The following is a 23,321-nucleotide window of genomic DNA, read 5'->3' as shown; positions in this document are numbered from 1 at the left end:
CCCCCCGATATTCGCTGGCTCCCCACCACCCTCCCTATCTATGCTAGGCAGAAACCTAGGGGCCCTAGGTACTGCCTCTAGGTCCTGCCCCTGGGCACCCCGTGCACCGCCACCCGGAGGGATTCCCGTGAGAGCACTCACCGAGCAGGACATCCGCGGCTCGTTCATCAACTGCACGAAGGGCGAGGCCAAGCGCCTGTCCGTCCCCCGCGACCTCGACCAGCGTCCCTGGGACGATCTCGACTTCCTCGGCTGGCGCGAGCCGGGCGCCCCCGACCGCAGTTATCTGGTCACCGAGGACGGCGGCCGGCTCACCGGCGTGGCCCTGCGGTTCCAGCCCGCCCGGCCGGGCTTCCTCCAGCGCAGCATGTGCGCGCTGTGCCTGACCACCCATCCCCGGGGCGGCGTCTCCCTGATGACGGCGCGCAAGGCGGGCCCGGCCGGCCGGGAGGGCAACACGGTCGGCCTGTACATGTGCACCGACCTCGCCTGTTCCCTGTACCTGCGCGGCAGGAAGGCGCCGGAGGGCGGGGCCCGCTTCGAGGAGAGCCTCACCCTGGAGGAACAGGTGGCCCGCACCCTCGGCAATCTCTCCGCGTTCCTCGGCAAAGTGGCCGCCTGAAGATCTCGGACGCCCGGCGGCGCGCGGCGCGTGAGAACCCTCCCGACCCCCTTTGTCCGGCTACCGTCCTGTCCGGATACGTTCGATGCGCCCGGGGAAGGGAACAGCCCGAGGATGCGGGATGTACGTGAGAGTGCCGCGTCGGCTGTGCAGCCGGTGAAGTGGCTCAGGGACCCCATGGTCGTGCAGGCGCTGCGCTCGGCCGCGGCGGCGTCGATCGCCTACGTGATCGCGGTGCGGCTGACGCCCGACAAGTCGGCCGCGCCGCTGACGGCGCCCCTGACCGCTCTGCTGGTCGTCCAGGTGACCCTGTACGCCACGCTCAAGATGAGCTTCCGCCGGGTGAACGCCGTGGTGGCCGGTGTCCTGGTCGCCATCGCCTTCAGCCAGTTGGTGGGGCTGAGCTGGTGGAGTCTGGCCCTGCTGATCGTGGCGGCGCTGGGCGTCGGACATCTGGTGCGGGCGCACGAGTTCGTGGCCGAGGTGGCCATCAGCGCGATGCTGGTGCTCGGGGTGACCTCGCACGGGAGCCTGGCGTGGGCGCGGGTGGTGGAGACACTGATCGGGGCGATCGTCGGACTGGCCTTCAACCTGGTCCTGGCCCCTCCGGTGTGGGTGGAGCAGGCGGGTGAGTCGATCGAGGGCCTCGCCCGGCGGGTGCGGCAGCTGATGCTGCGCATGGGCGAGGAGGCCGCCGACAGCACACCCTGGCACGAGGCGGCGGCCCGGCTGCACGAGGCCCGCCGCCTCGACCACGACATCGGCGAGGTGGACGAGGACCTCCGGCAGGCCGAGGACAGTCTGCGGTTCAATCCCCGTGTCCGGGAGGGGCTGCTGCACCGGGTGGTGCTGCGTACCGGGCTGGACACCCTGGAGATCTGCACCGTGGTCATGCGGGTCCTCGCGCGCACCTTCACCGACCTGGCGAAGGAACGCGAGCCGGAACCCTTGTTCCCGCCCGAGACCGGTGCCACCATCCAGCAGCTGCTGTCCGAGATCGCGGACGCCGTGGTCAGCTTCGCGGTCCTGGTCACCACCAGCGCCAGCGACGACGCGGAGTCCGCCGAGGAGCGCCTCTCCGCCGAGCTGCGGCAGGCCGCGGTCACCCGGGACAAACTGGCCCAGCTGCTGCTGGAGGACGTCCGGCGGGACGCCCGGCAGTGGCAGTTGCGGGGTGCGGTGCTGACCGAGGTCAACCGCATCATCGACGAGATGGACACCGAGCACCGCTCCCGCCGGCTCCTGGAGGAACTGGACCGCCACACCCGCGAGCAGCGCGAACGCATGCCGCGGCTGACCCGGCTGCGGGACCGGGCACGCTCCCGGCTGCGGAAGCGGAACCGCAAGGCCGCCGGGCGTCGTTCTTGAGTGAGGGACCGCACCCGGCCGGGCGGACCGTGCTCGTACCGGGCGAGGGACCATGCCCGGGCCGGGGCGGGGCGGGCCGGGGCGGGACGGGACGGGACGGGACGGGAGACCATGCTCATGCTTGGGCGCGGCACCGTGCTCGTGCTTGGGTGAGGGCAGGGAACGACGGCGGGAGCCGGTGGAGACGCCGGCGGCCCGCCACGGGACGAGGGGGCGTACGGATGACCGACACGAGCGTGCGGATCGACGGGAACAGGCTCTTGCTGCCGGGCGGTGCGGCGGTGCGTTTCATCCGCACCCTGCGGCTGCCCGAGACGGGCACCCACCCGCTGCCGCCCGGACTCGGCGAGTTCCCGGTCCGCCGGGTCGCCGACCACGCCGACACCGTGCCCGAGGCCTGGCGGGCGCGCGGCGGCGTGATGCTGCCGGTGTACCTGCGCGAGGCCATGTGGCTGAGCTTCGCCGGTACGACGGAGCCCGCCGCGCTCCAGGTCGGGGTGGGCAAGGTGTGCGCGGTCTCGGGCAGGCCCTGGAGCGACCGGCTGACCCGCGACCCGCAGAACTACGTGGTCCTCCCCCGCCAGCCCTGGCTGGACGGCATCAACTCCGGGACGGGCACGGTCCGCCAGTTCGTGGCGGTGCCGCTCGGCATGGGTGCGACCGTCGAGGGCCAGGTCACCGGCGAGGAGGTGTGGGGCGGCGTCCAGTTGCAGACCTTTCCCCTGGGCGAGGCGGCGCTGGCCCGCCATCGGGAGGAGCAGCGGCGCCGGGCCGAGACCGCGCGCAGGGCGGCCCGTTCGGGCGGGGCGTACGGGGCGGCGATGCCGATGGCCGCTCCGGCGGCCCCGGGAGCGGCGCCGGCCGGCTCGGGCGCGGCACGGTCCCGGTCGGCGCCCGCCATGGGCCTGGGCGTCGGAGGCTCCATGCGGCAGGAGGTCTACCGTGACGAACGGCCCCCGGAGGACTGGGCCGAGCGGCCCGCGGGCCGGGTCTTCGTCCACCTGGTGACGCCGCCTCAGTGGCGGCAGATCACCGGCGAGGCTCCGCCGCGCTCCCCCGTGGACCGGGCGGCATACACGCAGGCCGGTCTGCCCTGGTACGACTACTACGACCAGGACGCCGACGATCTCGCGCCCACCGGCCCGCTCCAGGACGTCAAGCCGGTCGGGGACTGGATCGGGGACGACCACGAACCGTGGCAGGCGCCCGCGGCGCATCAGGTGCGGCCGCTGAAGGACGCGCCGGGCGCGCCGGTCGAGGACGGGGACTGGTAGGCACGGACGATGACGCGGGCCGGGGCGGGCGCGGAGCGCGGGGCGCGGTGACCGACGAGCGGGAGTACGAGCATGAGCGGTGACGGATGGAGCAGGCGCCGGTTCGTCGGTCTGCTCGCGCGGACGGCGACCGCCGCGGCGGTGCTTCCGGCGGCGACGGCGTGCGGCGACTCGCCGGGGGCCGGCCCGGAGACGTCGTCGACGCCGACGGCGACCGCCGCGGACACCGGCGCTCCGGGCCGGGAACGCGGTCCCTCCGGCCCGCGTCCGCTGTATCTGGGCACCTACACCTCGGTCGAGGGCGGCGGCAGGGGCATCGGGCTCGCCGAGTACGACCCGCACACGGGCGAGATCACCGGCCGGGGCACGGTCACCGGCGTGGCCGACCCGTCGTATCTGGCGGTGCACCCGGACGGACGCACCCTGTACGCGGTGAACGAGCGCGTGGACGGCGCGGTGACCGCCGTCCGGCTGTCCGACCGCACGGTCCTGGGCAGCCGGAGCACCGGCGGCTCGGGGACCTGTCATCTGTCGGTGCACCCGCGGGGGCGCTGGCTGCTGAGCGCCGACTACGGCTCGGGCAGCGTCGCGGTGCACCCGATCGGCGCGTCGGGGGCGCTCGGGGAGCGCACCGACCTGGTCACCCACTCCGCTCCCCCGCCCGGCCCCGGGCAGCAGGGTCCGCACGCCCACCAGATCCTCACCAGCCCGGACGGGGGGCACGTCCTCGCCGTGGACCTCGGCACGGACACCGTCCACACCTACCGTCTGGACGAGAGGGCCGGCACGCTCACCGAGATGGGGCGGGCACGCACCCGGCCGGGGGCCGGACCGCGCCACCTCACCTTCCATCCGGACGGGCGCCACGCCTATCTCGCCAACGAGGTCGACGACACCGTCGCGGTCTGCGCCTTCGACCCGGACACCGGTCGCCTGACCATCGGGGAGGCGCAGCCTACGGGGTCGGGAGGGGGCACCAATCACCCCGCGCAGATCCTGGTGACGCCCGACGGTGCGTACGCCTTTCTCGCCAACCGGGGCCACGACAGCATCACGCGGTACGCCGTGGAGTCGGACGGCGCCCGGCTCCGGCTGCTGGACACGGTGCCGGTCGGCGGTGACTTCCCCCGGCACATCGCCTTCTCCCCGGACGGCGGGCTGCTCTTCGCGGCGAACCAGAAGTCCGGTGACGTCAGCGTGTTCCGGGTGGCCGGGGACAGCGGGGAACTGGGCCCGGTGGGAAAGCCGTTCGCCTCACCCGTCGCCGTCTGTGCGCTGCCGCTGTAGGGCCCGCGGGCAGGAGGCGGCGCTCGCCTGCGCCAGCAGCACGTGCACCCGCTCCGTGAGCTGGGCGACGTCGTCGGCGGGCGCGTGGAAGGGCAGCCGTACGTCGCCGTGGGCGCTGACGCGCTCGACGCGCAGCGTCAGTCCGTGCCGGTCGACGGCGAGCGGCCGGACCCGGACCGCACCGTGCAGGCTGTCGGCGTGGACGAGCCGGGTCAGCCGCTCCACCGCGTCGCCGTGGCAGTCGGCGAGATGGGTCAGCAGCCGCGCCTCAGCCAGGGCCAGCGGGTCGGGCCGGGCGGTGACGAACTCGTCGAGTCCGACCACCACGGCACCGGACGGCCGGCGCAGCACCACCCGTGTGGGCCGGAACGCCAGGTGGCCGTCGTCCGGGGCGAACCAGCCCGCCAGCCAGAGCCGGGCCCTGATCCGTCCCCGCACCGGGACGGGCGCCACGTCGGCGAACTCCAGCACGGCGGACGGCTCCCCGCGAGGGGCGCAGATCGCCGCGGCGAGCAGCGCGCTGTCCTCGGGCACGTGCAGCAGCACCCGGCCGTCCTCGGACACGGTGTGCGCGCCGACGAACTCCTCGCGACCGCCCTCGGCGGTCACCGCGCAGGACCAGGCGGCGGCCAGCACGGAGCGGGCCTGCTCCGCCGCGGCAGGCGCGGCCGTCCAGATGGTGTGGCTGTCGCCCATCCCCAACCTCCGTCATCAATTCATTAGGTAAGGCTCACCTAACTTATCGGAGATCGAGACGGGCGCCAACCGGGACGCGTGATCTTCGCGAGACCTTTTCACCGCGCCGGACGGCGCACTTCAGCGACGTGAGGGCGCGTTCCGCAATGCGACGGGAGCGCTCACGGCGCGATCGCGCCCAGCAGAGCTCGCGCGCACAGGTCGCGCACCTGCTCCGGTGCCGGCTCCGACTCCCGCAGCCACTCCAGGCAGACCGCGGTGGTGAACGCCAGCCAGCCGCGCACCGCGAGCCGCACGTCGGTCCGCTCCCCGAACAGCGGACCGAACTCCGGGTCGGCGGCGAGGGCCGCGAGGATCTGCCGCTCCTGTGCGGCCAGCGCCTTCCGGTAGACCCGGCGCACCGCCTGGTCCCCGGCCGCGTCGGCCCGGTGGAAGGCGCGGTAGCCGTGGGCGTGCGCCCGGACGTACTCCAGGTACGCGTCCAGGCCTGCGGTGAGCTGCTCCCGAACCGGCAGGCCGGGCACGGCCGCCGTCATCCGCAGCATGCGCTCGCTCTCGCGCTCGACGATCGCCGCGAAGAAGTCCCGCTTGTTCGGGAAGTAGTGGTACAGCAGCCCGCGGGAGACGCCGGCGATCTCGGCGACCTGCTCGATCCACACGTCGTCGTAGGGGCTCTCCGAGAACAGCCGCGCGCCCACCGACAACAGCTGCTCCCGGCGCTCCCCCGTGCTGAGCCTGCGGCGGGTGCGCTCGCCCTGGTTCGCGGCCATGCCCGCACCTTACTTGACGCCGGTTCAACAACGGGACGAGACTGAGGCGCGTTATTGAATCCATGTACAATACGCTTGCCTCTGCACGTACGACACGCCGCTTGGTCAAGGGAGATCGCGTCATGGCGGGGACGACGAACGGACTGGCTCCGGACGGACTGCCGAAAGGGTTCCGCAGCGCCGAACTGGGCTGGCCCGAGCTGCACCGCATCCCGCGCCCGCCATACCGGCTGCCCCTGCTCGGGGACGTGGTCGGGGCGAGCAGGAGCACCCCGATGCAGGACTCGCTCCGCTACGCCAGACGACTGGGTCCGATATTCCGGCGCCGGGCCTTCGGCAACGAGTTCGTCTTCGTGTGGGGCGCCGGGCTCGCCGCCGACCTCGCGGACGAGGAGCGGTTCGCCAAGCACGTGGGCCTCGGCGTGGCCAACCTGCGGCCGGTCGCCGGGGACGGCCTCTTCACGGCGTACAACCACGAGCCCAACTGGCAGCTCGCGCACGACGTGCTGGCGCCCGGCTTCAGCCGGGAGGCCATGGCGGGCTACCACGTGATGATGCTGGACGTGGCCGCGCGGCTCACGGACCACTGGGACCGGGCCGGGGCGGCGGGCCGGACGGTGGACGTGCCCGGGGACATGACCAAGCTGACGCTGGAGACCATCGCGCGCACCGGGTTCGGGCACGACTTCGGGTCCTTCGAGCGTTCCCGTCCCCACCCCTTCGTGACCGCGATGGTGGGCACGCTCACCTACGCGCAGCGGCTGAACACCGTGCCCGCCCCGCTGGCCCCGTGGCTGCTGCGCGGCGCGAGCCGCCGCAACACCGCCGACATCGACCACCTCAACCGCACGGTCGACGACCTGGTCCGCGCCCGCCGCGCGGCGGGCGGCCGGGGCGGGACGGGCGACCTGCTCGACCGGATGCTGGAGACGGCCCACCCCGAGACCGGCGAGCGGCTGTCGCCGGAGAACGTCCGCCGGCAGGTCATCACCTTCCTGGTGGCCGGCCACGAGACCACCTCGGGGGCGCTGTCCTTCGCTCTGCACTACCTCGCGCAGCACCCCGGGATCGCGGCCCGGGCCCGGGCGGAGGTGGACCGCGTGTGGGGCGACACCGAGGCTCCCGGCTACGAGCAGGTGGCCAAACTGCGGTACGTGCGCCGGGTGCTGGACGAGTCGCTGCGGCTGTGGCCGACCGCCCCCGCCTTCGCACGGGAGGCCCGCACGGACACGGTGCTGGGCGGTAGCTACCCGATGCGGCGCGGTGCCTGGGCGCTGGTGCTGGCGGGAATGCTGCACCGCGACCCGCAGGTGTGGGGGCCGGACGCCGAGGAGTTCGACCCGGACCGCTTCGACGCCAAGGCCGTACGCTCGCGTGCCCCGCACACCTTCAAGCCGTTCGGAACGGGGGCGCGGGCGTGCATCGGCCGGCAGTTCGCCCTGCACGAGGCGACGCTGGTCCTCGGACTGCTGCTGCGCCGGTACGAACTGCGGCCCGAGCCGGAGTACCGGCTGCGGGTGACCGAGCGGCTGACCCTGATGCCCGAGGGGCTGCGGTTGCGCCTGGAGCGCCGGGCCGGGAGCGGCCGGGCCGGTACGGGGCCGGACCGCGCGGCCGTCGCCGAGGACGCCGCCTCAGCGCCCCGCTGTCCAGTGCCCCGGGCGGATGACTGACGCAGGCAGCACGGTGCCGACGCTGCCCCGGGCCGCGGTGAGCTGCGGCTGGGTCAGGAAGAACGCGCCCGTGAGGTCCGCGTCCGTCAGGTCGGCGTCGCGCAGGTCCGCGCCGATCAGGTCGGCACCCCGCAGGTCCGCGCCGGTGAGGTCGGCGGCGATCAGGTAGGCGCCGCGCAGGTCCGCCCCGGCGAGGTCGGCGCCCCGCAGCCGGGCGCCCATCAGGTCGGCGTTCCGGCGGTTCTTCTTCCTGCCGCGCGTGCCGGCCCGCACGAGTTCGCTGGTGCGCAGCAGGAGCGCGTTGACCCGCTGCCGGTGGGCGGGGACGTCCAGGACGGCCAGCTCCTCGGGGGTCCCGTCGGTGAGGCGTTCGGTGTCGGTCAGGGCGCGGCGCAGGTCGGCATGGACGGGGCGAGCCGCGGGCAGGGTCAGCGCTTCGGTCAGGTACCAGAGCAGCTCGTGCAGCTGGCGGACGACCGGGAACACGTCGAGCATGGCCCGGGTCCGCTCCGGGGGCCCGGTCCGCCGGTCCGGTCCCCCGAAGGTGACCTGCGAGACCTTCTGCCCGGCGCCGAAGCAGTCGTAGACGGTGCAGCCGGTGAAGCCGCTCTCCCGCAGCCGGGCGTGGATGCCGCAGCGGTGGTCGCCCCCCAGGTTGGGGCAGGGCTGTCCGGCGTCCTTGTCGATCGCGAAGTCCGCCGAGCGGGAGAAGGGCAGGGCCACGCAGCACAGGCCGAAGCACCGTGCGCAGTCGCCGCGCAGTTCTGCCCGGTCAGCCATGGTTTCTCGCATGCCGTCGAGGATACGGGCCGCTGCCGCCCCGCCCGCTCCCCCTCCGTGCCGCTACCGCGCGAAGACCTCGAAGGTCACCGCCGGCCTCCCGCCGAACCGCTCGCCCGCGGCCTCGGCGTAGCCGGTGAGGAAGCCGCGCACGTACGTCTCCGGGTCCTCGTCGGTGAGCGCCTCGATGTACGTGCGGTGTTCGAGCAGGGAGCGGACCGCGCGCTCCAGTCCGGGTCCGGCGTCCACCGCGTGCGTGGGCGAGGAGGAACCGGCGACCGCGACCCAGCGCACGCCGTCCCAGGGTTCGAGGCCCCGCTCGGTCAGCTCCGGGAAGATCCAGCGGTTTCCGGCGTCACCCGCCGCGTCCAGCGTGGCGCGGCCGACGGCGACGTGGTCCGGGGTGTTCCAGGCGACGCCGCCCCAGGTGTCGCGGTGGTTGAGGGTGATGACCAGCTCGGGGCGGTGCCGGCGGATCGCGGCGGCGATGTCGCGGCGCAGGGCGGTGCCGTACTCGACGACACCGTCCCGGTGGTCGAGGAACTCCACCTCGCCCACGCCGACCACGGCCGCGCTCGCCCGCTGCTCCCGCTCCCGCACGGCGGCGCACTCACCGGGCGCCAGGGTGTCGATGCCCGCCTCGCCGCGGGTCGCGAGGACGTAGGCGACCTCACGGCCCTCGTCGGTCCAGGACGCGATCGCCGCCGAGCAGCCGTACTCCAGGTCGTCCGGGTGGGCGACGACGGCGAGGGCGCGTCGCCAGTCGCCGGGCATGGGCTCCAGTTGCGTGGTCGTCGGCTTGGTCATGCCCGCACACTAACCCGGGTCCCGGGCGGCCGGCCGGTGGTCGGGCGGCCGGCCGCGGCGCGGCGCGGCGCCGGTCAGGCCTCGTCGCGGGCGAGGGCGAGCAGCCGGTCCAGGACGCGGGGGCCGCCGGCCCGCACGCCGTCGTGCTCGAACTCGTCGGTGACCCAGGTGCGCAGGCCCCGGACGGTGCGGGCGGTGGTCAGCGCGTGGGCGGTGTCGACGTACATGTCGTCGTGGTAGACGGCCGCCGCGGCCGGCACCTCGTTGGCCGCGAGGCGGGCGGGGTCGTACAGCGGTGTCCAGTCGGTGCGGGCGGCGAGGAGCTGCGCGGTCTCGCGCAGCGGACGCAGCGCCGGGTCGCAGTCGAACATCCAGGGGTGGATCGATTCGCCGGTGAACAGGAGCGGCTCGTCGCCGGCCAGGGCCTTGGCGGCGTCGAAGCGCGGGAACTCGGCGCGGACCCGCTCGGCCGACCAGTCGGTGGGGCGCGTGTCCTGACCGTAGATGGCCTCGTGGACGAGGGCGTAGAGCGGGTGGCCCGCGTACGAGAGCAGGTTCTGCGCCTGCTCCTGGAACGCGTCGGACAGCTCGTGCCCGTGCGGGGCGCGGACGAAGGCGTCCTCCAGGAGGAAGTGCAGGCGGTGGCTCCCGTCGCCGGCGCCGAGCATGGCGCCGAGGGACTGGAAGGCCTCGACGGTGAACCGGTAGCCGTTCGGCAGGACCACGTCGTGGCTGAGCAGGTGGTCGGCGATGCGGCGGGCGCGTTCGACGTCCTGCGGGTAGCGGGCGTAGTGCGCGACGACCTTGCGTTCGATGCGGGGGTAGGCGGCCCGGTAGACGTCGTCGGCGTGGGCGTCCAGGGAGGGCAGGCCGCCGGTGATCAGGGCGGTGCTCAGGCCCTCGGGGGCCAGCGACAGGTACGCGACGGTGCAGAAACCGCCGAAGCTCTGGCCGAGGACGGCCCACGGGGCGCCGCCGGTGACCTCGGGGCGGATGGCCTCGCAGTCCCGGACGATGGCGTCGGCGCGGAAGTGGGTGAGGTAGTCGGCCTGCTCGGCGGGGCCGCCGCGCAACGGGAGCGTCTGGCGGTTGGCGGGCGTCGAGGCGCCGGTGCCGCGCTGGTCCAGGAGCAGGACGCGGTACTCCTTCAGGGCGCGGCCGAGCCAGGAGGGCCGGCCGACGAAACGGTTCGCCCCGAAGCCGGGGCCGCCCTGGAGATAGACGAGCCACGGCAGGTCCTGGTGCGCCTTGTCGCTCGCGACGGCCTCGCGGGCGTACAGCTCGATGGTCTCGCCGGTGGGGTCGGCGTGGTCGAGGGGCACGGTGAAACGGCGGTCGGTGAGGACGACGCCGGGCTGGCGGTAGCTGACGCTCAACGGGGCTCCCTGGGCGGACGGATGCGGCGGACGGACGCGGCGGACGGGATTTCTCGGCCGTCGCCCCAGTTCAGCACACGACCGTGCGGCCGCCGACCCCCGGGATCATGAAATCGTGCTGAATGACCGGTCAGCGGGTGACGAGGCTGGAGCGCCGCACCACCAGCTCGGGCTGGAGCACCACACGCCGGTGCGCGTGGGTCCGGTCGGTTCCCTGGAGATCCGTCTCCTCCAGAAGCAGCTCGGCGGCCATGGCGCCCATGGTGACGGCGGGCTGGCGCACGGAGGTGAGCGGGACGGCCGCCGCGGCGGCGAACTCGATGTCGTCGTACCCGACGATCGCGAGGTCTTCCGGAACCCGGACGCCTGCCGCGTAGAGGGCCTGCAGGACACCGAGCGCGAGCAGGTCGTTGGCGCAGAACACCGCGGTGGGCCGGTCGGCGAGACCGAGCAGCCGGGCGCCCGCGTCGCGGCCCGCGGCGACGTCGAGGCGTTCGGTGGGCAGCTCGCGCAGGGCTTCGGCACCGAGTCCGGCCTCGGCCAGCGCGTTCAGGGCGCCGGTGCGGCGGTCGCGCACCTGGTGCAGACCGGGCGGGCCGCTCACGTACGCGACGGAACGGTGTCCGGCGTCCACCAGGTGACGTACCGCCAGCGCGCCGCCCGCGACGTCGTCGACGGAGACGGAGCACTCGGTGGTGCCCTCGGCGACCCGGTCGACCAGGACGAAGGGGATGTGGTGGCGCCGGAAGCCCTCGATGTTGCGGCCGGTGGCGTCGGCCGGGGTGAGCAGGACGCCGCGGACCCGCTGTTCGGCGAAGAGCGAGAGGTAGTCGGCCTCCTCCCCCGGGTCCTGGGCGCTGTTGCAGACCATCACGCCGAGCCCGGCGTCGCGCGCGGCCCGTTCGGCGCCGCGGGCGACGTCGACGAAGAACGGGTTGCCCATGTCCAGGACGAGCAGCCCCATGATGCGGCTGCGGCCCGCGCGGAGCTGGCGCGCGGACTCGCTGCGGACGTAACCGAGCCGGTCGATCGCGGACAGCACCCGCGCCCGGGTCTCGGTCGCCACGGTGTCGGGGCGGTTGATGACGTTGGAGACCGTTCCCACGGACACTCCGGCGGCTCGGGCGACATCCTTGATACCCACCGAATGGGCCATCGGGCAGGGACCTCCAGGGTCGGGTCGGGGGGCGTGCGCCAGGGACGCGGGGCGGCCGGGAGACGTTCACATTACCCGCGGCGTTCTCCTCCCCCCCGCCCCCGTATCCGGACTACCCTGCGTTTCGTCCGGTGATCAAGATGCCCCGCGCGATCGACGTGACGGCCCTAGGAGCCGCGATGCGTGTCGCCCTGTTCCTGACCTGCGTCAACGACACGCTCTATCCGGTACACCGGCCGGGCCGTGGTCGCGCTGCTGACCAGACTGGGCGTCGAGGTCGACTTCCCGATGGCCCAGACCTGCTGCGGGCAGGCGCGGAGGCGGCCCGGCTGCACCTGCGGGAGAAGTTCCTGCGGGCCCGGGTCGGTATCTCCGGCGCCAACTTCATGGTCGCCGAGACCGGCACGCTGGTCGTCGTGGAGTCCGAGGGCAACGGCCGGATGTGCCTGACCCTGCCCGAGACACTGATCTCGGTGGTCGGCATCGAGAAGGTGATCCCCACCTGGCGCGACCTGGAGGTCTTCCTCCAGCTGCTGCCCCGCTCCTCGACCGCCGAGCGCATGAACCCCTACACCACGATGTGGACCGGCACCACCGACGGCGACGGCCCCCGCGCCTTCCACCTGGTCCTGCTGGACAACGGCCGCACCGACACCCTCGCCGACGAGGTCGGCCGCCAGGCCCTGCGCTGCATCCGCTGCTCGGCCTGCCTGAACGTCTGCCCGGTGTACGAGCGGGCCGGCGGCCATGGATCTCAGGGCCCTCCGCGACCAGCGACATCGAGCTGGACCGGGTCGAGGGGGTGCACGGTCCGCGCACCCTGGAGGTGGTGCTGGTGGACGGTCAGCCGAGCGGGGCGGTCACCTCGTAGCGTCCGCAGGGGAGCCGGTGGGAGAGGGAGCCGTCCTCGGAGCCCGGGTACTCCACCCCGGCGACCCGGCCCAGCGGCGTCCGGCCCGTGCGGAAGCCCGGGTGGTCGGGGTCCCCGGCCCCCGCCGGGGTGGCGCTGAGTACACCCCGGAGACGGGTTCTGCGCCCCGTGTGGACGGGCCCCCGCCTCCGTAGCGTCGTCGGTGAGGCACCGCACAGGGCGTGCCACACGGAGGGTGATGACGATGTTCCGCACCGGCGCACGAGGCGACGACCCGGGCCCCGCCGCCCCGGAGGCGCTCCGCCTGGTCAAGGTGACCAGGACCTACGGCACCGCCGAGAACGCCGTGACCGCGCTGGACGGGGTGACGCTGACGCTGGGGCGCGGCACCTTCACCGCGGTCATGGGACCGTCGGGCTCGGGCAAGTCCACGCTGTTGCAGTGCGCGGCCGGGCTCGACCGGCCGGACGCCGGCATCGTGTGCGTGGACGGTACGGAACTGACGGGGGGCACCGAGGCGGAGCTGACCCGGTTCCGGCGCGGCCGGGTCGGCTTCGTGTTCCAGCAGTACAACCTGCTGGAGACGTTGACGGTCGCGCAGAACACGGTGCTGCCGCTCAGACTCGCCGGTAGGCGGGTGGACCGGAGGCGGACCCGGGAGATCCTGGCCGGCGTCGGCCTCGGGGACCGGCTCGGCCATCGGCCCGACCAGCTCTCCGGCGGTCAGCGGCAGCGGGTGGCGATCGCCCGCGCCCTGGTCACCGAGCCCCGCGTCGTCTTCGCGGACGAACCCACCGGTGCCCTGGACACGCGCAGCGCGCGGCAGGTGATGCTGCTGCTGCGGCAGGCGGTGCGGGTGCACGGCCGGACCGTGGTGATGGTGACGCACGACCCGGTCGCCGCCTCCTACGCCGACTCGGTCCTCTTCCTCGCCGACGGGCGGCTGGCGGGGCGGATGGACGCCCCGACCCCCGACACGGTCGCGGAGCGGCTCGCGCACCTCGGCGACGACGTCGCGGCGGGGGTGTGACCGATGTTCGTACTGGCCCTGCGGTCGATCCGGCGACGCCCCGGACGGTTCCTCGCGACGCTGCTCTCCGCCTTCCTGGGCGCGGCGGTCGTCATGACGTTCCAGTCGATGCACGACACCGCCGGTCGGGACGGCGTGGACCCGGTCAGCGCGGACACGCTGGGCACGGCGGCGGCGGTCGTGGGCGGCTACGGGACCCTGCTGGTGTTCTTCGCGGTCGCCTCGACGCTGACCGTCAACGTGCGTCAGCGCGCCGCCGAACTGGAGCTGCTGCGCTGCTCGGGGGCGACCCCGGCACAGCTCGGGCGGATGGTCGTGGGTGAGGCGGTGGCGGTGGCCCTGGTGGGTGCCGTGGCGGCGATCGGCCCGGCGATGCTCGGCGGGCGGGCCCTGCTCGGGATGTTCCAGGACGGCGGCCAGGTGGCACGGTCGGTCGCGTACTCCTTCGGTCCCGTCGCGCTGCTCAGCGGCGTGGCCGTCACCCTGCTCGCGTCGGCGGGCGCCGCACTCCTGGCGGTGCGGCGGGTGACGAGGGGCGGCCGCGAGCGCGCCGGGGCCAAGCGCTTCCTGGCGTACGGCGCGCTGGCCACCGGTGTCGCGGGGGCGGGTTCCACCCTCCTGTTCTCCGCGACGGACGAAGCGCTGATGGCACCGCCGGCCTACGGGGCGATCCTGCTGTCGGTGGGCTTCGCCCTGCTGTCGCCGCGGTTGCTGACGGGCGTGCTCGACCGGCTGCCGCTGCGCGGGGCGAGCGGCTGGCTGGCCGTGCGCAACCTGCGCGAGCGGGCCGATCACCTCGCCGGGATCCTGGTGTCGCTGATCCTGTTCACGGCGGTGTCGACGGCGACGATCACCATGCAGGCGGTGGAGAGCGACGCGGTACGGGCCTCCGGCCTGGTCAAGTCCGTCGACGCCAAGAACCTGGAGACGCTCAACCTCACGGTGGTCGGCATCGTCGCCGTGTTCGTCTGCGTGATGCTGGTCAACTCGCTGTACGCGGCGACGACGTACCGCTCCCGTGAGTTCGGGCAGCAGCGGCTGGCGGGGGCGACTCCGGGGCAGGTACTGGGCGTGGTCGGCGCCGAGGGCGCGATCCTGACGCTCACCGGCGTGTTCTTCGGGACGGTCGCCGCGCTGGCCGGGGTGGTGCCCTTCACGGTCGTCCGTACCGACGCGGTGCTGCCGGACCGGTTCCCCGGCGTCTGGCTCGCGATGGTGGCGGTGTCGGCCGCGGTGACGCTGGGGACGAGCCTGGGAACGGCCCGCCGGACGCTGCGCACGCCGGCGGTCGCGGCGGTGGCGTCGGCCGCGTGAAGGGGGCGACGAAGGAGCGGCCACCGCGGTGGCCGCCCCCTCGTCCGCGATCCGGGCCGTCGGCCCGGCCCGTCGACCGGTTCTCAGACCCCCTGCCCGCGGTCACGAATCAGCGACGTGATCTTCACGGCGTCTCCATGCGCGTGCATCATGCACCTCACACCGTGAACTACAGGAGCCTCATGAGCCAGCCCACGCCGCCGCCCACATCCGACGTGCCGTCGCCGGCGCGGGCTCCTGAAAAGCCCCGCCGGAAGGCACTCGTCATCGGAGCAACGGTCACCACCATCGCCGCGGTCATCGGCATCGGTGCCATCGTCACGCACCGTCCAGGCGACGACGGTCTGCGGGCCACGACCGCCAGATCGAGCGCGCCGGCCGAGGCTCCCGCCTCCCCCGAAGCGCAAGAGTCGACGCCAGAAGCGGTCTACGCCGAGCCCACCGTCGACGACTTCCTCGTCACGCTGCACACCACGAAGCGGCAGTGCTCCGGAAACGCAGGCTGCACTGTGATCGTCGAGCCGGACTTCGCGTACATCGGTGCCGATGACACCGACCCCGTCGCGTCGTACGACGTCACCTACGAGATTCGAGGCGACCGGTCCGGCCCGATCACTGCGACCGCCGAGCTGTACCCGGAGAGCATGTCCTTCTCGCCCACAATGGTCGAAACCGCCTCGTCGGACACGAGGGTGACCGTGAGGATGACCGGCATCGTGCGCGGGGCGTACTGACCCGCGCCCCGCACACGCCCAGACCTGATCCGGCGAAGACGAAGTCGCCTAGTCCGCCTTGGCGTACTCCTTCGCCATGCCACCCGCGAAGTCGTACACGACGCACTGGTCGTCCCCCACGACCCAGGCGTCGTGGCCGGGCGAGCAGACGAAGACGTCCCCGGGGCCCACCTCGCTCTCCGCGCCGTCGTCCATGCGGACGCACATGCGGCCCTCGGCGACGTAGCAGTTGTGGTGGATCATGCAGCTGTCGGTGCCCGCGATGGGCGCCACGGACTCCGACCAGCGCCAGCCCGGTTCGAAGGTGGCGACGGCGAAGTCGAGTCCCTCCATGTGCACGGCCTCGATGTGCCCGCGGGGGAAATCGCGTCGCTCGTCCGGCTTGTCGAGCGTCTTTGCCTCGAACATGACGCTCCTCCTTTCGCTGGCCCCACCATCCCATCGTCCGCCTGTCAACTCGGCGCCGCCATCCGAGGGACGCCCGGTGTCAGCGGGCGCCGCCATCCGGGGGACGCCCGGTGTCAGCGGGCGCCGCCATCCGGGGGACGCCCGGTGTCAGCGGGCGCCGCCATCCGGGGGACGCCCGGTGTCAGCGGGTGCCGCCGCAGAGCTCGGCGAACCGGCCCGCGTCCACGTTCCCACCGGACAGGATCACGCCGACCCGGCGGGGCAGGGTGCCCGCGCGGCCGGTGAGGAGGGCGGCCAGCGCGGTGGCGCCGCTCGGTTCGAGGACGGTCTTCAGCCGCTCGAAGGCGAAGCGCATCGCGTCCCGGATCTCGTCGTCGGAGACCAGGACGACCCCGTCGAGCAGCCGGCGGTTGAGGGAGAAGGTGAGTTCGCCCGGGACGGGCAGGGCCTGGCCGTCGGCGATGGTGCGCGGGACCGGGACGGTGACGCGCCGGCCCGCGGCGAGGGAACGCCTGGTGTCGTCACCGGCCTCCGGTTCGACGCCGATGACCAGGGTCCCGGCGTGCAGGCCCTTGACGGCGGTCGCGCTCCCGGCGATCAGCCCACCACCGCCGACCGGTGCGATCAGCGCGTCCAACGCCCCCGTCTCCTCGACGAGTTCGAGGGCGGCGGTGCCCTGTCCGGCGATGACGTGCGGGTGTTCGTAGGGCGGGATCAGGCTCAGCCCCCGTTCTTCGGCCAGGGCCTCGGCGACGGCGACGCGGTCGCCGGTGTAGCGGTCGTAGGTGACGATCTCGGCGCCGTAGCCGGCGGTGGCCGCGCGCTTGGAGGGCGGCGCGTCCTCGGGCATGACGATCACGGCGGTCGTGCCCAGCTCGCGCGCGGCGAGGGCGACCGCCTGGGCGTGGTTGCCCGAGGAGTAGGCGGCGATGCCCCGGGACAGCCGTTCGGGCGTGAGGCGGGAGGCCGCGTTGTAGGCGCCGCGGAACTTGAAGGCGCCCACACGCTGGAGGTTCTCGCACTTGAGGAAGACCTCGGCGCCGGCCAGGGCGTCCAGGGTGCGCGAGCGCACCACCGGGGTGCGGTGCGCGACGCCGGCCAGGCGCGCGGCGGCGGAACGGACGTCGTCGAGGGTGACCGGCGGGGTCGTGGTCGTCACGCGTGTCCTCCATCGGGGTCGGCGGCCGGGCCGGCCTCGGCGCGGGCCCGGGCGAGGTAGTTGTAGGCGGAGGCCCGGGAGATGCCGAGCCGGGCGGCGACCTGCTCGACCGAGCGGCGCACGGCGAACACGCCGCGTCCGTCCAGGTCGCGGAAGAGCTCCAGGCGCCGGTCCCGGTCCAGTGCCGCCCAGCTCCGGTCCCGGCGCAGCGGGTGGGCGTCCACGATGGCGTCGACCACCTTGTCGATGTCGTCGCCGAAGGTGGTCGCCGGTGGCTCGGCCAGGGCCCCCGCGGTTCCGGCGAGAGCCCCGAGCAGGGCCTGGGCGCGGTCGACGGCGGTGACGTCCAGGTTGACGCACAGGGCCCCGAACACGGTGCCCGTGGAGTCGCGCAGGGCCATCGTGGAGGACTTCAGCAAGGTGCCGTCGGCCGTCCGCGTGACGTAGTTCAGCTCGTCCCGCGCCTCGTCGCCGCGGGCCAGCATCCGCATGCCGATCTCGCTCATCGCGCCGCCCACCGTCCGTCCGGTCACGGAGCCGGCGACGGCCACGACCGACCGCTCGGGGCGCCGGTAGTCGTGCAGGACCACTTCGCAGACCGGGCCGAACGTCGCCGCGATGCCGTCCACGACGGGGCGCAGCGCGGCGAGTACGGCGTCCCGTTCGACGTCCCTTGCGGCGTCCGGGGCCGGTTCGTTCACGAGATGCCTCCCAGTCCGGGTCTCCGAGAGTGGCGAGACTACACGTCCAGCGTCTGGACGGACAGTCCAATCACGGGACCACGGCCCGATCGGCCCGATCGGCCCGATCACGGTGTCCGGCCGGCGCGAGGACGTCCGGAACCGCCCCCACCCGTCCGGCCGCGAGCCGAAGGAGTGCATGGCCCGGCGCGGCTATGTCGCCCGCTCCCGCGCGGCCGGTCCGGCCGGAGACTACTGGTCGTTCCAGTGGACCGGCACGGCACTCGGCGGCGGCCCCGCCGCGGGGACTCACCGTCGTCACGGTCCTGTCGCCGCGCCGCCGGGTCCGACGCCCCTCGGCACCCTCCTCACCGCCCAGCCCCTCACCCGGAGGTCGATCCGCCCATGCCCGAGGACGCCGAGTCCCCGAAGCTGCGCAGCAACCGTGCCGCGCTCCCCCACAAGGTCGGCTACGCGCTGCGCCACCCGGAGCGGGTCGGGCCGTACCTCCGAAGGGCCGGCCGGGACGCGTGGCTGCGGCTCACACACCCGGACCACGTCGGCTACTACCGGGCGGTGATGGCCTCCGACACCCGCCGCGACCCTCAGGCCGCGGTGGGCAGCCGCACCCACGACCGCTGGCTGGCACTCGGACGGATGCAGTTCGAGTACCTGGTCGAGCACGGCCTGCGTCCCGAGCACCGCATGCTCGACATCGGCTGCGGCAACCTGCGCGGGGGCTGGCGGTTCATCGACCACCTCGACACCGGCCACTACTACGGCATCGACATCTCGCCGGACATCCTGATCGCCGCGAAAAGGACCGTGACCGAACATGGACTCCAGGCGAAGCTCCCCCACCTGACCCTCACCGGGGACCTCAGACTGGACTTCCTGCCCGGCGACCACTTCGACGTCGTCCACGCGCACAGCGTCTTCTCGCACTCGCCGCTGCGCGTCATCGACGAATGCCTCGCGCACGTCGGGCGCGTCCTGACCGCCACCGGGTTCTTCGACTTCACCTTCGACCGCACGGAGGGCGCCGAGCACCACGTGCTCCGGGAGGACTTCTACTACCGGACCGACACCCTGCTCACGCTGGCCGCCCAGCGCAACCTGCACGCCCGCTTCATGGAGGACTGGGAGCGGCGGCCGCACGGCCAGTCCAAGATCCGCGTCAGCCGCTCGCCCCTGCCGCCACGGGCGGCGTGACCGCCCTTCCTCCCGGGGCCGCCACCGCGCCTCCTCCCGGGGCCGTCACCGCCCCTCCTCCCGGGGCCGTCACCGCGCCTCCTCCCGGGAGCCGGGCGATGCGTCCGGCCCTAGGGGCGCGGGTTGATGTGCCGGCGGGCCGGGCGGGCTCCCGCTCCCCGGCGACCGGCCGCGGCGGCGCAGCGGGGACAGACCCGGCGGACGGCGTCGGCCGCGCCGCCGGACTCCGGCAGCGCGTCGGCCCAGGTGACGGCCGGGAACCGGGACAGCTGCGAACGGTGGAGCGAGAGGCCGCACACGGTCTGGTTGGTGCCCTGCTCCCACGCGTGCACCTCGCCGGCCGGCAGCCAGCGGTTGTCCTCCGGGTCCCACCAGCGACCGGAGGCCGCCACGTCGTAGCGCCGCGTCCTGGCCATCGGCTCCGTCCACCCGCCTTCCGCTTCCGTGCCCCGCGTCCTCGTCCGCGCCCTCATCACCCGCCCGTGCACCCCGTCCCCCGCCCGTGCACGCGTCCCTCGGCCGAGCCGGGTGCCCCGGCCCGGGGGCGCCACACACCCGTACCTCCTCCTGTGTGATCACTCAGCAAGTCCTGACGGTTTCGGATGTTTCGTCTGCTTAGCATGCGGGGTCCGCGCATCGCGGGTCGGCGCCACCGCGCGACGGGGCCCCGGCGCGGACGGCGCACACCGGTTCGCCCCGACGGCGAGTACCCCGTGCCGGCGTGCGTCGGGCGACCGCCCGGGGCCACCCGGTTCCCCGGGCCGCTCGCCCACGGACCGCCCGCCCCGTACGAGAGGACACCAGATGGCGCCCACGGGCCGTCACAGCCGACTGGCCGAGCACGCCTTCTCCCCGCACGACGCCGTGATGGGCGCCGCCGTACGCCACCTCGGCCGCCGGCGCTTCCTCACCGTCACGGCGGCCGCCGCCGCGCTCGCCTTCTCCACCAACCTGCCGGCCCGCGGCGCGGTCGCCGCGCCCCTGCGCAAGGCCCGGATCACCAGCGACCCGTTCACCCTCGGTGTCGCCTCCGGCGACCCGCTGCCGGGCTCGGTGCTGCTGTGGACCCGGCTGGCGCCCGAGCCGTTCCTGGAGGACGGCGGCATGGGCACGGAGCGGGTCACGGTCGAGTGGGAGGTCGCCCTCGACGAGTACTTCGCGGCCGTCCTGTTCCGGGGCACCGCCGAGGCACACGCCGAGTACGCCCACAGCGTGCACGTCGACGTCCAGGGCCTGACGCCGGGCACGGTGTACTACTACCGGTTCCGCACCGGCGTCTGGCTCAGTCCGACGGGCCGCACCCGCACCGCTCCGGCGCAGAGCAGCGTCACCTCCTCGCTGAAGCTGGCGGCCGTCGCCTGCCAGGCCTACCAGGACGGCTACTACACGGTCTACCGGCATGTCGCCCAGGACGACGTCGACGTCGTCTTCCACCTCGGCGACTACCTCTACGAGTACGCGGTCAACTCGGCCGGCGGAGAGCGCCGTTACACCGACATCGTGCTGCCCGACGTGTTCAACCGCGAGACCATGACCCTCGCGGACTACCGGCTGCGCTACTCGCTGTACAAGAGCGACGAGGACCTCAAGGCCGCCCACGCCACGCACCCCTTCGTGGTCACCTGGGACGACCACGAGACCGAGAACAACTACGCGGGCAGCATCCCGGAGAACGCCATCCCGCCGGAGGAGTTCCTGCTGCGGCGGGCCGCCGCCTACCGCGCCTTCTGGGAGAACCAGCCGCTGCGCGCGGCCCAGCTGCCCCAGGGCCCGGACGCCCAGCTGTACCGCCGGCTGCACTGGGGCACCCTGGCCCAGTTCGACATCCTCGACACCCGCCAGTACCGCTCCGACCAGGCCTACGACGACCGGCCGCACGCACCCGGCCCCGAGTCGGACGACCCGGCGCGCACCATCACCGGCGCCGCGCAGGAGCAGTGGCTGCTCAACGGCTGGCAGAGTTCGTCGGCGCTGTGGAACGTGATGCCCCAGCAGGTCTGCTTCTCGCAGCGCAAGTTCGACGTGACCGCCGACGCCGCGCTCTCCATGGACGCCTGGGACGGCTACCGCGCCTCCCGCGCCCGGGTCGTCGCCGGGGCGAAGGCGGCCGGGGTCGACAACTGGCTGATCCTCACCGGCGACGTGCACGTGGGCTACGCCCTCGACGTCAAGGAGAACTTCGACGACCCGGCCTCCGCCACCGTCGGCACCGAGGTCACCTGCACCTCCGTGGCCAGCGGCCGGGACGGGGTCGAAAAGCCCGCCAACTGGGACCTGTACATGCAGGCCAACCCGCACATGAAGCACTACGACGCCAGGCGCGGCTACGTCCGGGCCGAACTCGGACGTCAGTCGACCCGCCTCGACTTCAGGACCGTCTCCGCCATCAGCACGCCCGGCGCCCCCGTCGCCACGACCGCGTCCTTCGTCACCGAGGCGGGCGCCCCCGGGCTGAAGCCGGCCTGAGCGCGGCCCGCCGCGCGCCCGCGTACTGCACTTGGCACCCACCGCGTCCCCCATAGCGCGAAAGACGGCCGGGTCCGACATCCCGGCGCGTCTTCGCGGCAAAGCCTGTGACTTCGCCGCAGTCGCACGGTGACCGACGGTCACCCACTGATCCCGCTGTCTCGCACAGCCCTGAAGGAGGCACATCGCATGGTCGCCGGACATGCCGCGCGCAGCCGCCGCGCCGCCCTGACCGCGCTCGGCACCCTGGTCCTGACCGCACTTCCCTCGGCCGCCTCGGCCGCGCCGCCACCCGCCCCGGGGCCGCAGTCCTCCGCCGCCCGGACCCTCGGCGCCGACAGGCCGTCGGCGCAGGTGCTCCACGCGATGGAGCGGGACCTGCGGCTGACGCCGGGCCAGGCGTCGGTCCGGCTGGTCAACGAGGCCGAGGCGGGCACCCGCGCGGGCATGCTGCGCAACACGCTGGGCGACCGCTTCGCCGGCGCCTGGGTGAGCGGAGCGACCTCCGCCGAGCTGACCGTCGCCACCACCGACGCCGCCGACACCGCCGCCATCGAGGCCCAGGGCGCCAAGGCCGCCGTCGTCGCCAGGGGGCTGGGCGAGCTGCGGACGGTCAAACAGCGGCTGGACGACGCCGCCGCGGCCGGCTCGCAGACCTCCGAGACGCCGGTCTGGTACGTCGACGTGAAGGCCAACCGGGTCACGGTCCAGGCCACCAGCGAGCGGGCCGCGGCGGCCTTCGCGGAGGCCGCCGGGGTCGGCGGCCAGGACATCGGCGTCCGGGTCTCGGCGAACCGGCCGCGGGTGCTGGAGGACCTCGTCGGCGGCGACGCCTACTACATCGACGGGCAGGCCCGCTGCTCCATCGGTTTCTCCGTGACCAAGGACCAGCAGCAGGGCTTCGCCACGGCGGGACACTGCGGCAAGCCGGGCGCGACGACCACCGGGTTCAACCAGGCGGACCAGGGCACCTTCCAGGCGTCGACGTTCCCGGGCAAGGACATGGCCTGGGTGGGGGTCAACGCGGACTGGACCGCCACGCCGGACGTCAAGGCGCAGAACGACCAGAAGGTGCAGGTCGCCGGCTCGGTGGAGGCGCTCGTGGGCGCGTCGGTGTGCCGTTCCGGTTCCACCACCGGGTGGCACTGCGGCACGGTCCAGCAGCACGACACGAGCGTCAACTACGCGGAGGGCACCGTCGACGGGCTGACCGAGACGACGGTGTGCGCGGAACCCGGCGACTCGGGCGGCCCCTTCGTCGCGGGCGCCCAGGCGCAGGGCACCACGTCCGGCGGTTCCGGTGACTGCACGAACGGCGGGACCACCTTCTACCAGCCGGTCAATCCGCTGCTCAGCGACTTCGGACTGACCCTGAAGACCACCGCCGCCGAGGCGGGAACCCCCGCTCCGCAGGACAACGCGGCGGCGGACGCGTGGGCCGCGGGCCGGGTCTACGAGACCGGGGCCACGGTGTCCCACTCGGGCGCGCGCTACCGCTGCCTGCAGAACCACCAGGCGCAGGGCGTCTGGTCGCCCGAGAGCACGCCGGCCCTGTGGCAGCGTGTCTGACGGACGGTGAACCGCCGGACGGCGGTCGGCGCGGGGCCCCTGCCGGACGCGGCGGCCCCGCGCCCGCCT

21 protein-coding genes and 3 pseudogenes are annotated in these 23,321 nt (G+C 73.8%); 14 read left to right on the top strand and 10 right to left on the bottom strand.

Annotation, left to right across the window (positions count from 1 at the left end):
- Positions 1-127 precede the first annotated feature (127 nt).
- The 4 genes from SAM23877_RS31920 (at position 128) to SAM23877_RS31905 (ending at position 4,551) form a co-directional block, all read left to right on the top strand.
- A complete protein-coding gene (locus tag SAM23877_RS31920; protein ID WP_053140742.1) occupies positions 128-622 on the top strand; it encodes an FBP domain-containing protein in 495 nt (164 codons plus the stop codon).
- A 114-nt stretch (positions 623-736) separates the two neighbouring features.
- Positions 737-1,990: an FUSC family protein gene (locus SAM23877_RS31915; RefSeq protein ID WP_053140739.1), complete on the top strand. Its 1,254-nt coding sequence runs from the start codon at positions 737-739 to the stop codon at positions 1,988-1,990.
- A gap of 221 nt (positions 1,991-2,211) precedes the next feature.
- Positions 2,212-3,264 (top strand): hypothetical protein, encoded by a 1,053-nt coding sequence (locus SAM23877_RS31910; RefSeq protein ID WP_053140736.1) that lies wholly within the window; start codon positions 2,212-2,214, stop codon positions 3,262-3,264.
- Between the two features lie 72 nt (positions 3,265-3,336).
- Entirely contained in the window at positions 3,337-4,551 is a 1,215-nt protein-coding gene (locus SAM23877_RS31905) for a lactonase family protein (RefSeq protein ID WP_053140734.1), read from the top strand.
- Here SAM23877_RS31905 and SAM23877_RS31900 read toward each other — a convergent pair.
- Positions 4,519-5,247 (bottom strand): DUF2470 domain-containing protein, encoded by a 729-nt coding sequence (locus SAM23877_RS31900; protein ID WP_053140731.1) that lies wholly within the window; start codon positions 5,245-5,247, stop codon positions 4,519-4,521. The genes SAM23877_RS31905 and SAM23877_RS31900 overlap by 33 nt on opposite strands.
- Positions 5,248-5,408: 161 nt before the next feature.
- A complete protein-coding gene (locus SAM23877_RS31895; protein WP_053140727.1) occupies positions 5,409-6,017 on the bottom strand; it encodes a TetR/AcrR family transcriptional regulator in 609 nt (202 codons plus the stop codon).
- Between the two features lie 122 nt (positions 6,018-6,139).
- On the opposite strand from SAM23877_RS31895, the gene SAM23877_RS31890 reads away from it, so the two are divergent.
- Positions 6,140-7,690: a cytochrome P450 gene (locus tag SAM23877_RS31890; RefSeq protein WP_053140724.1), complete on the top strand. Its 1,551-nt coding sequence runs from the start codon at positions 6,140-6,142 to the stop codon at positions 7,688-7,690.
- Here the strand turns inward: SAM23877_RS31890 and SAM23877_RS31885 are convergent.
- From SAM23877_RS31885 to SAM23877_RS31870, 4 genes are all read right to left on the bottom strand, one after another.
- Complete coding sequence (locus SAM23877_RS31885) at positions 7,652-8,482, bottom strand: pentapeptide repeat-containing protein (RefSeq protein ID WP_053140721.1); 831 nt, start codon at positions 8,480-8,482, stop codon at positions 7,652-7,654. The genes SAM23877_RS31890 and SAM23877_RS31885 overlap by 39 nt on opposite strands.
- 51 nt (positions 8,483-8,533) lie before the next feature.
- Positions 8,534-9,277, bottom strand: a complete 744-nt coding sequence (locus SAM23877_RS31880; RefSeq protein ID WP_053140718.1) for a PIG-L deacetylase family protein — start codon at positions 9,275-9,277, stop codon at positions 8,534-8,536.
- 74 nt (positions 9,278-9,351) lie between these two features.
- Positions 9,352-10,653, bottom strand: a complete 1,302-nt coding sequence (locus tag SAM23877_RS31875; RefSeq protein ID WP_053140715.1) for an alpha/beta fold hydrolase — start codon at positions 10,651-10,653, stop codon at positions 9,352-9,354.
- Between the two features lie 130 nt (positions 10,654-10,783).
- Entirely contained in the window at positions 10,784-11,809 is a 1,026-nt protein-coding gene (locus SAM23877_RS31870; RefSeq protein WP_053140712.1) for a LacI family DNA-binding transcriptional regulator, read from the bottom strand.
- 179 nt (positions 11,810-11,988) lie between these two features.
- On the opposite strand from SAM23877_RS31870, the pseudogene SAM23877_RS38170 reads away from it, so the two are divergent.
- The 6 genes and pseudogenes from SAM23877_RS38170 to SAM23877_RS31850 form a co-directional block, all read left to right on the top strand.
- A pseudogene (locus SAM23877_RS38170) lies at positions 11,989-12,139 on the top strand (heterodisulfide reductase-related iron-sulfur binding cluster); the annotation flags it as partial.
- A pseudogene (locus SAM23877_RS42175) lies at positions 12,076-12,558 on the top strand (LUD domain-containing protein); the annotation flags it as partial. The pseudogenes SAM23877_RS38170 and SAM23877_RS42175, both read left to right, overlap by 64 nt.
- Positions 12,522-12,680, top strand: a pseudogene (locus tag SAM23877_RS41505) (LUD domain-containing protein); the annotation flags it as partial. The pseudogenes SAM23877_RS42175 and SAM23877_RS41505, both read left to right, overlap by 37 nt.
- 238 nt (positions 12,681-12,918) lie before the next feature.
- On the top strand, positions 12,919-13,710 hold the full coding sequence (locus SAM23877_RS31860; protein WP_053140705.1) for an ABC transporter ATP-binding protein: 792 nt from the start codon (positions 12,919-12,921) through the stop codon (positions 13,708-13,710).
- Between the two features lie 3 nt (positions 13,711-13,713).
- On the top strand, positions 13,714-15,024 hold the full coding sequence (locus tag SAM23877_RS31855) for an ABC transporter permease (protein ID WP_053140702.1): 1,311 nt from the start codon (positions 13,714-13,716) through the stop codon (positions 15,022-15,024).
- A 182-nt stretch (positions 15,025-15,206) separates the two neighbouring features.
- Positions 15,207-15,758, top strand: coding sequence for a hypothetical protein (locus tag SAM23877_RS31850; protein WP_053140699.1), 552 nt, complete (start codon positions 15,207-15,209; stop codon positions 15,756-15,758).
- A gap of 48 nt (positions 15,759-15,806) precedes the next feature.
- Here SAM23877_RS31850 and SAM23877_RS31845 read toward each other — a convergent pair whose 3' ends face one another.
- From SAM23877_RS31845 to SAM23877_RS31835, 3 genes are all read right to left on the bottom strand, one after another.
- Positions 15,807-16,166, bottom strand: a complete 360-nt coding sequence (locus SAM23877_RS31845; protein WP_053140696.1) for a cupin domain-containing protein — start codon at positions 16,164-16,166, stop codon at positions 15,807-15,809.
- Between the two features lie 181 nt (positions 16,167-16,347).
- Positions 16,348-17,325: a pyridoxal-phosphate dependent enzyme gene (locus SAM23877_RS31840; protein ID WP_053140693.1), complete on the bottom strand. Its 978-nt coding sequence runs from the start codon at positions 17,323-17,325 to the stop codon at positions 16,348-16,350.
- Complete coding sequence (locus tag SAM23877_RS31835; protein WP_053140689.1) at positions 17,322-18,026, bottom strand: helix-turn-helix transcriptional regulator; 705 nt, start codon at positions 18,024-18,026, stop codon at positions 17,322-17,324. Before SAM23877_RS31835 ends, SAM23877_RS31840 begins: the two co-directional genes overlap by 4 nt.
- A gap of 384 nt (positions 18,027-18,410) precedes the next feature.
- On the opposite strand from SAM23877_RS31835, the gene SAM23877_RS31830 reads away from it, so the two are divergent.
- A complete protein-coding gene (locus SAM23877_RS31830) occupies positions 18,411-19,217 on the top strand; it encodes a class I SAM-dependent methyltransferase (RefSeq protein WP_053140685.1) in 807 nt (268 codons plus the stop codon).
- A gap of 110 nt (positions 19,218-19,327) precedes the next feature.
- Here SAM23877_RS31830 and SAM23877_RS31825 read toward each other — a convergent pair whose 3' ends face one another.
- The gene (locus SAM23877_RS31825; protein WP_053140680.1) at positions 19,328-19,633 is read right to left on the bottom strand and encodes a hypothetical protein; all 306 of its coding nucleotides are present in this window, start codon (positions 19,631-19,633) and stop codon (positions 19,328-19,330) included.
- 388 nt (positions 19,634-20,021) lie between these two features.
- Here SAM23877_RS31825 and SAM23877_RS31820 point away from each other — a divergent pair, with 388 nt between their 5' ends.
- Complete coding sequence (locus tag SAM23877_RS31820; RefSeq protein WP_053140675.1) at positions 20,022-21,683, top strand: alkaline phosphatase D family protein; 1,662 nt, start codon at positions 20,022-20,024, stop codon at positions 21,681-21,683.
- Positions 21,684-21,872: 189 nt separating this feature from the next.
- Positions 21,873-23,252 (top strand): trypsin-like serine protease, encoded by a 1,380-nt coding sequence (locus SAM23877_RS31815; protein WP_053140672.1) that lies wholly within the window; start codon positions 21,873-21,875, stop codon positions 23,250-23,252.
- The last annotated feature ends 69 nt before the right edge of the window (positions 23,253-23,321 follow it).

It is taken from the genome of Streptomyces ambofaciens ATCC 23877, assembly GCF_001267885.1.
Classification (GTDB): Bacteria; Actinomycetota; Actinomycetes; order Streptomycetales; family Streptomycetaceae; genus Streptomyces; species Streptomyces ambofaciens.
The sequence above is the reverse complement of the archived record's forward strand: the minus strand, read 5'-3'. Positions and strand labels throughout refer to the sequence as shown.

Coding starts and splice junctions, on each gene's coding strand:
- SAM23877_RS31885 (WP_053140721.1), bottom strand. CDS start 8,482: ATGCGAGAAACCATGGCTGACCGGGCAGAACTGCGCGGCGACTGCGCA.
- SAM23877_RS31850 (WP_053140699.1), top strand. CDS start 15,207: ATGAGCCAGCCCACGCCGCCGCCCACATCCGACGTGCCGTCGCCGGCG.
- SAM23877_RS31830 (WP_053140685.1), top strand. CDS start 18,411: ATGCCCGAGGACGCCGAGTCCCCGAAGCTGCGCAGCAACCGTGCCGCG.
- SAM23877_RS31900 (WP_053140731.1), bottom strand. CDS start 5,247: ATGGGCGACAGCCACACCATCTGGACGGCCGCGCCTGCCGCGGCGGAG.
- SAM23877_RS31820 (WP_053140675.1), top strand. CDS start 20,022: ATGGCGCCCACGGGCCGTCACAGCCGACTGGCCGAGCACGCCTTCTCC.
- SAM23877_RS31910 (WP_053140736.1), top strand. CDS start 2,212: ATGACCGACACGAGCGTGCGGATCGACGGGAACAGGCTCTTGCTGCCG.
- SAM23877_RS31825 (WP_053140680.1), bottom strand. CDS start 19,633: ATGGCCAGGACGCGGCGCTACGACGTGGCGGCCTCCGGTCGCTGGTGG.
- SAM23877_RS31895 (WP_053140727.1), bottom strand. CDS start 6,017: ATGGCCGCGAACCAGGGCGAGCGCACCCGCCGCAGGCTCAGCACGGGG.
- SAM23877_RS31815 (WP_053140672.1), top strand. CDS start 21,873: ATGGTCGCCGGACATGCCGCGCGCAGCCGCCGCGCCGCCCTGACCGCG.
- SAM23877_RS31880 (WP_053140718.1), bottom strand. CDS start 9,277: ATGACCAAGCCGACGACCACGCAACTGGAGCCCATGCCCGGCGACTGG.
- SAM23877_RS31915 (WP_053140739.1), top strand. CDS start 737: ATGCGGGATGTACGTGAGAGTGCCGCGTCGGCTGTGCAGCCGGTGAAG.
- SAM23877_RS31870 (WP_053140712.1), bottom strand. CDS start 11,809: ATGGCCCATTCGGTGGGTATCAAGGATGTCGCCCGAGCCGCCGGAGTG.
- SAM23877_RS31905 (WP_053140734.1), top strand. CDS start 3,337: ATGAGCGGTGACGGATGGAGCAGGCGCCGGTTCGTCGGTCTGCTCGCG.
- SAM23877_RS31860 (WP_053140705.1), top strand. CDS start 12,919: ATGACGATGTTCCGCACCGGCGCACGAGGCGACGACCCGGGCCCCGCC.
- SAM23877_RS31845 (WP_053140696.1), bottom strand. CDS start 16,166: ATGTTCGAGGCAAAGACGCTCGACAAGCCGGACGAGCGACGCGATTTC.
- SAM23877_RS31855 (WP_053140702.1), top strand. CDS start 13,714: ATGTTCGTACTGGCCCTGCGGTCGATCCGGCGACGCCCCGGACGGTTC.
- SAM23877_RS31890 (WP_053140724.1), top strand. CDS start 6,140: ATGGCGGGGACGACGAACGGACTGGCTCCGGACGGACTGCCGAAAGGG.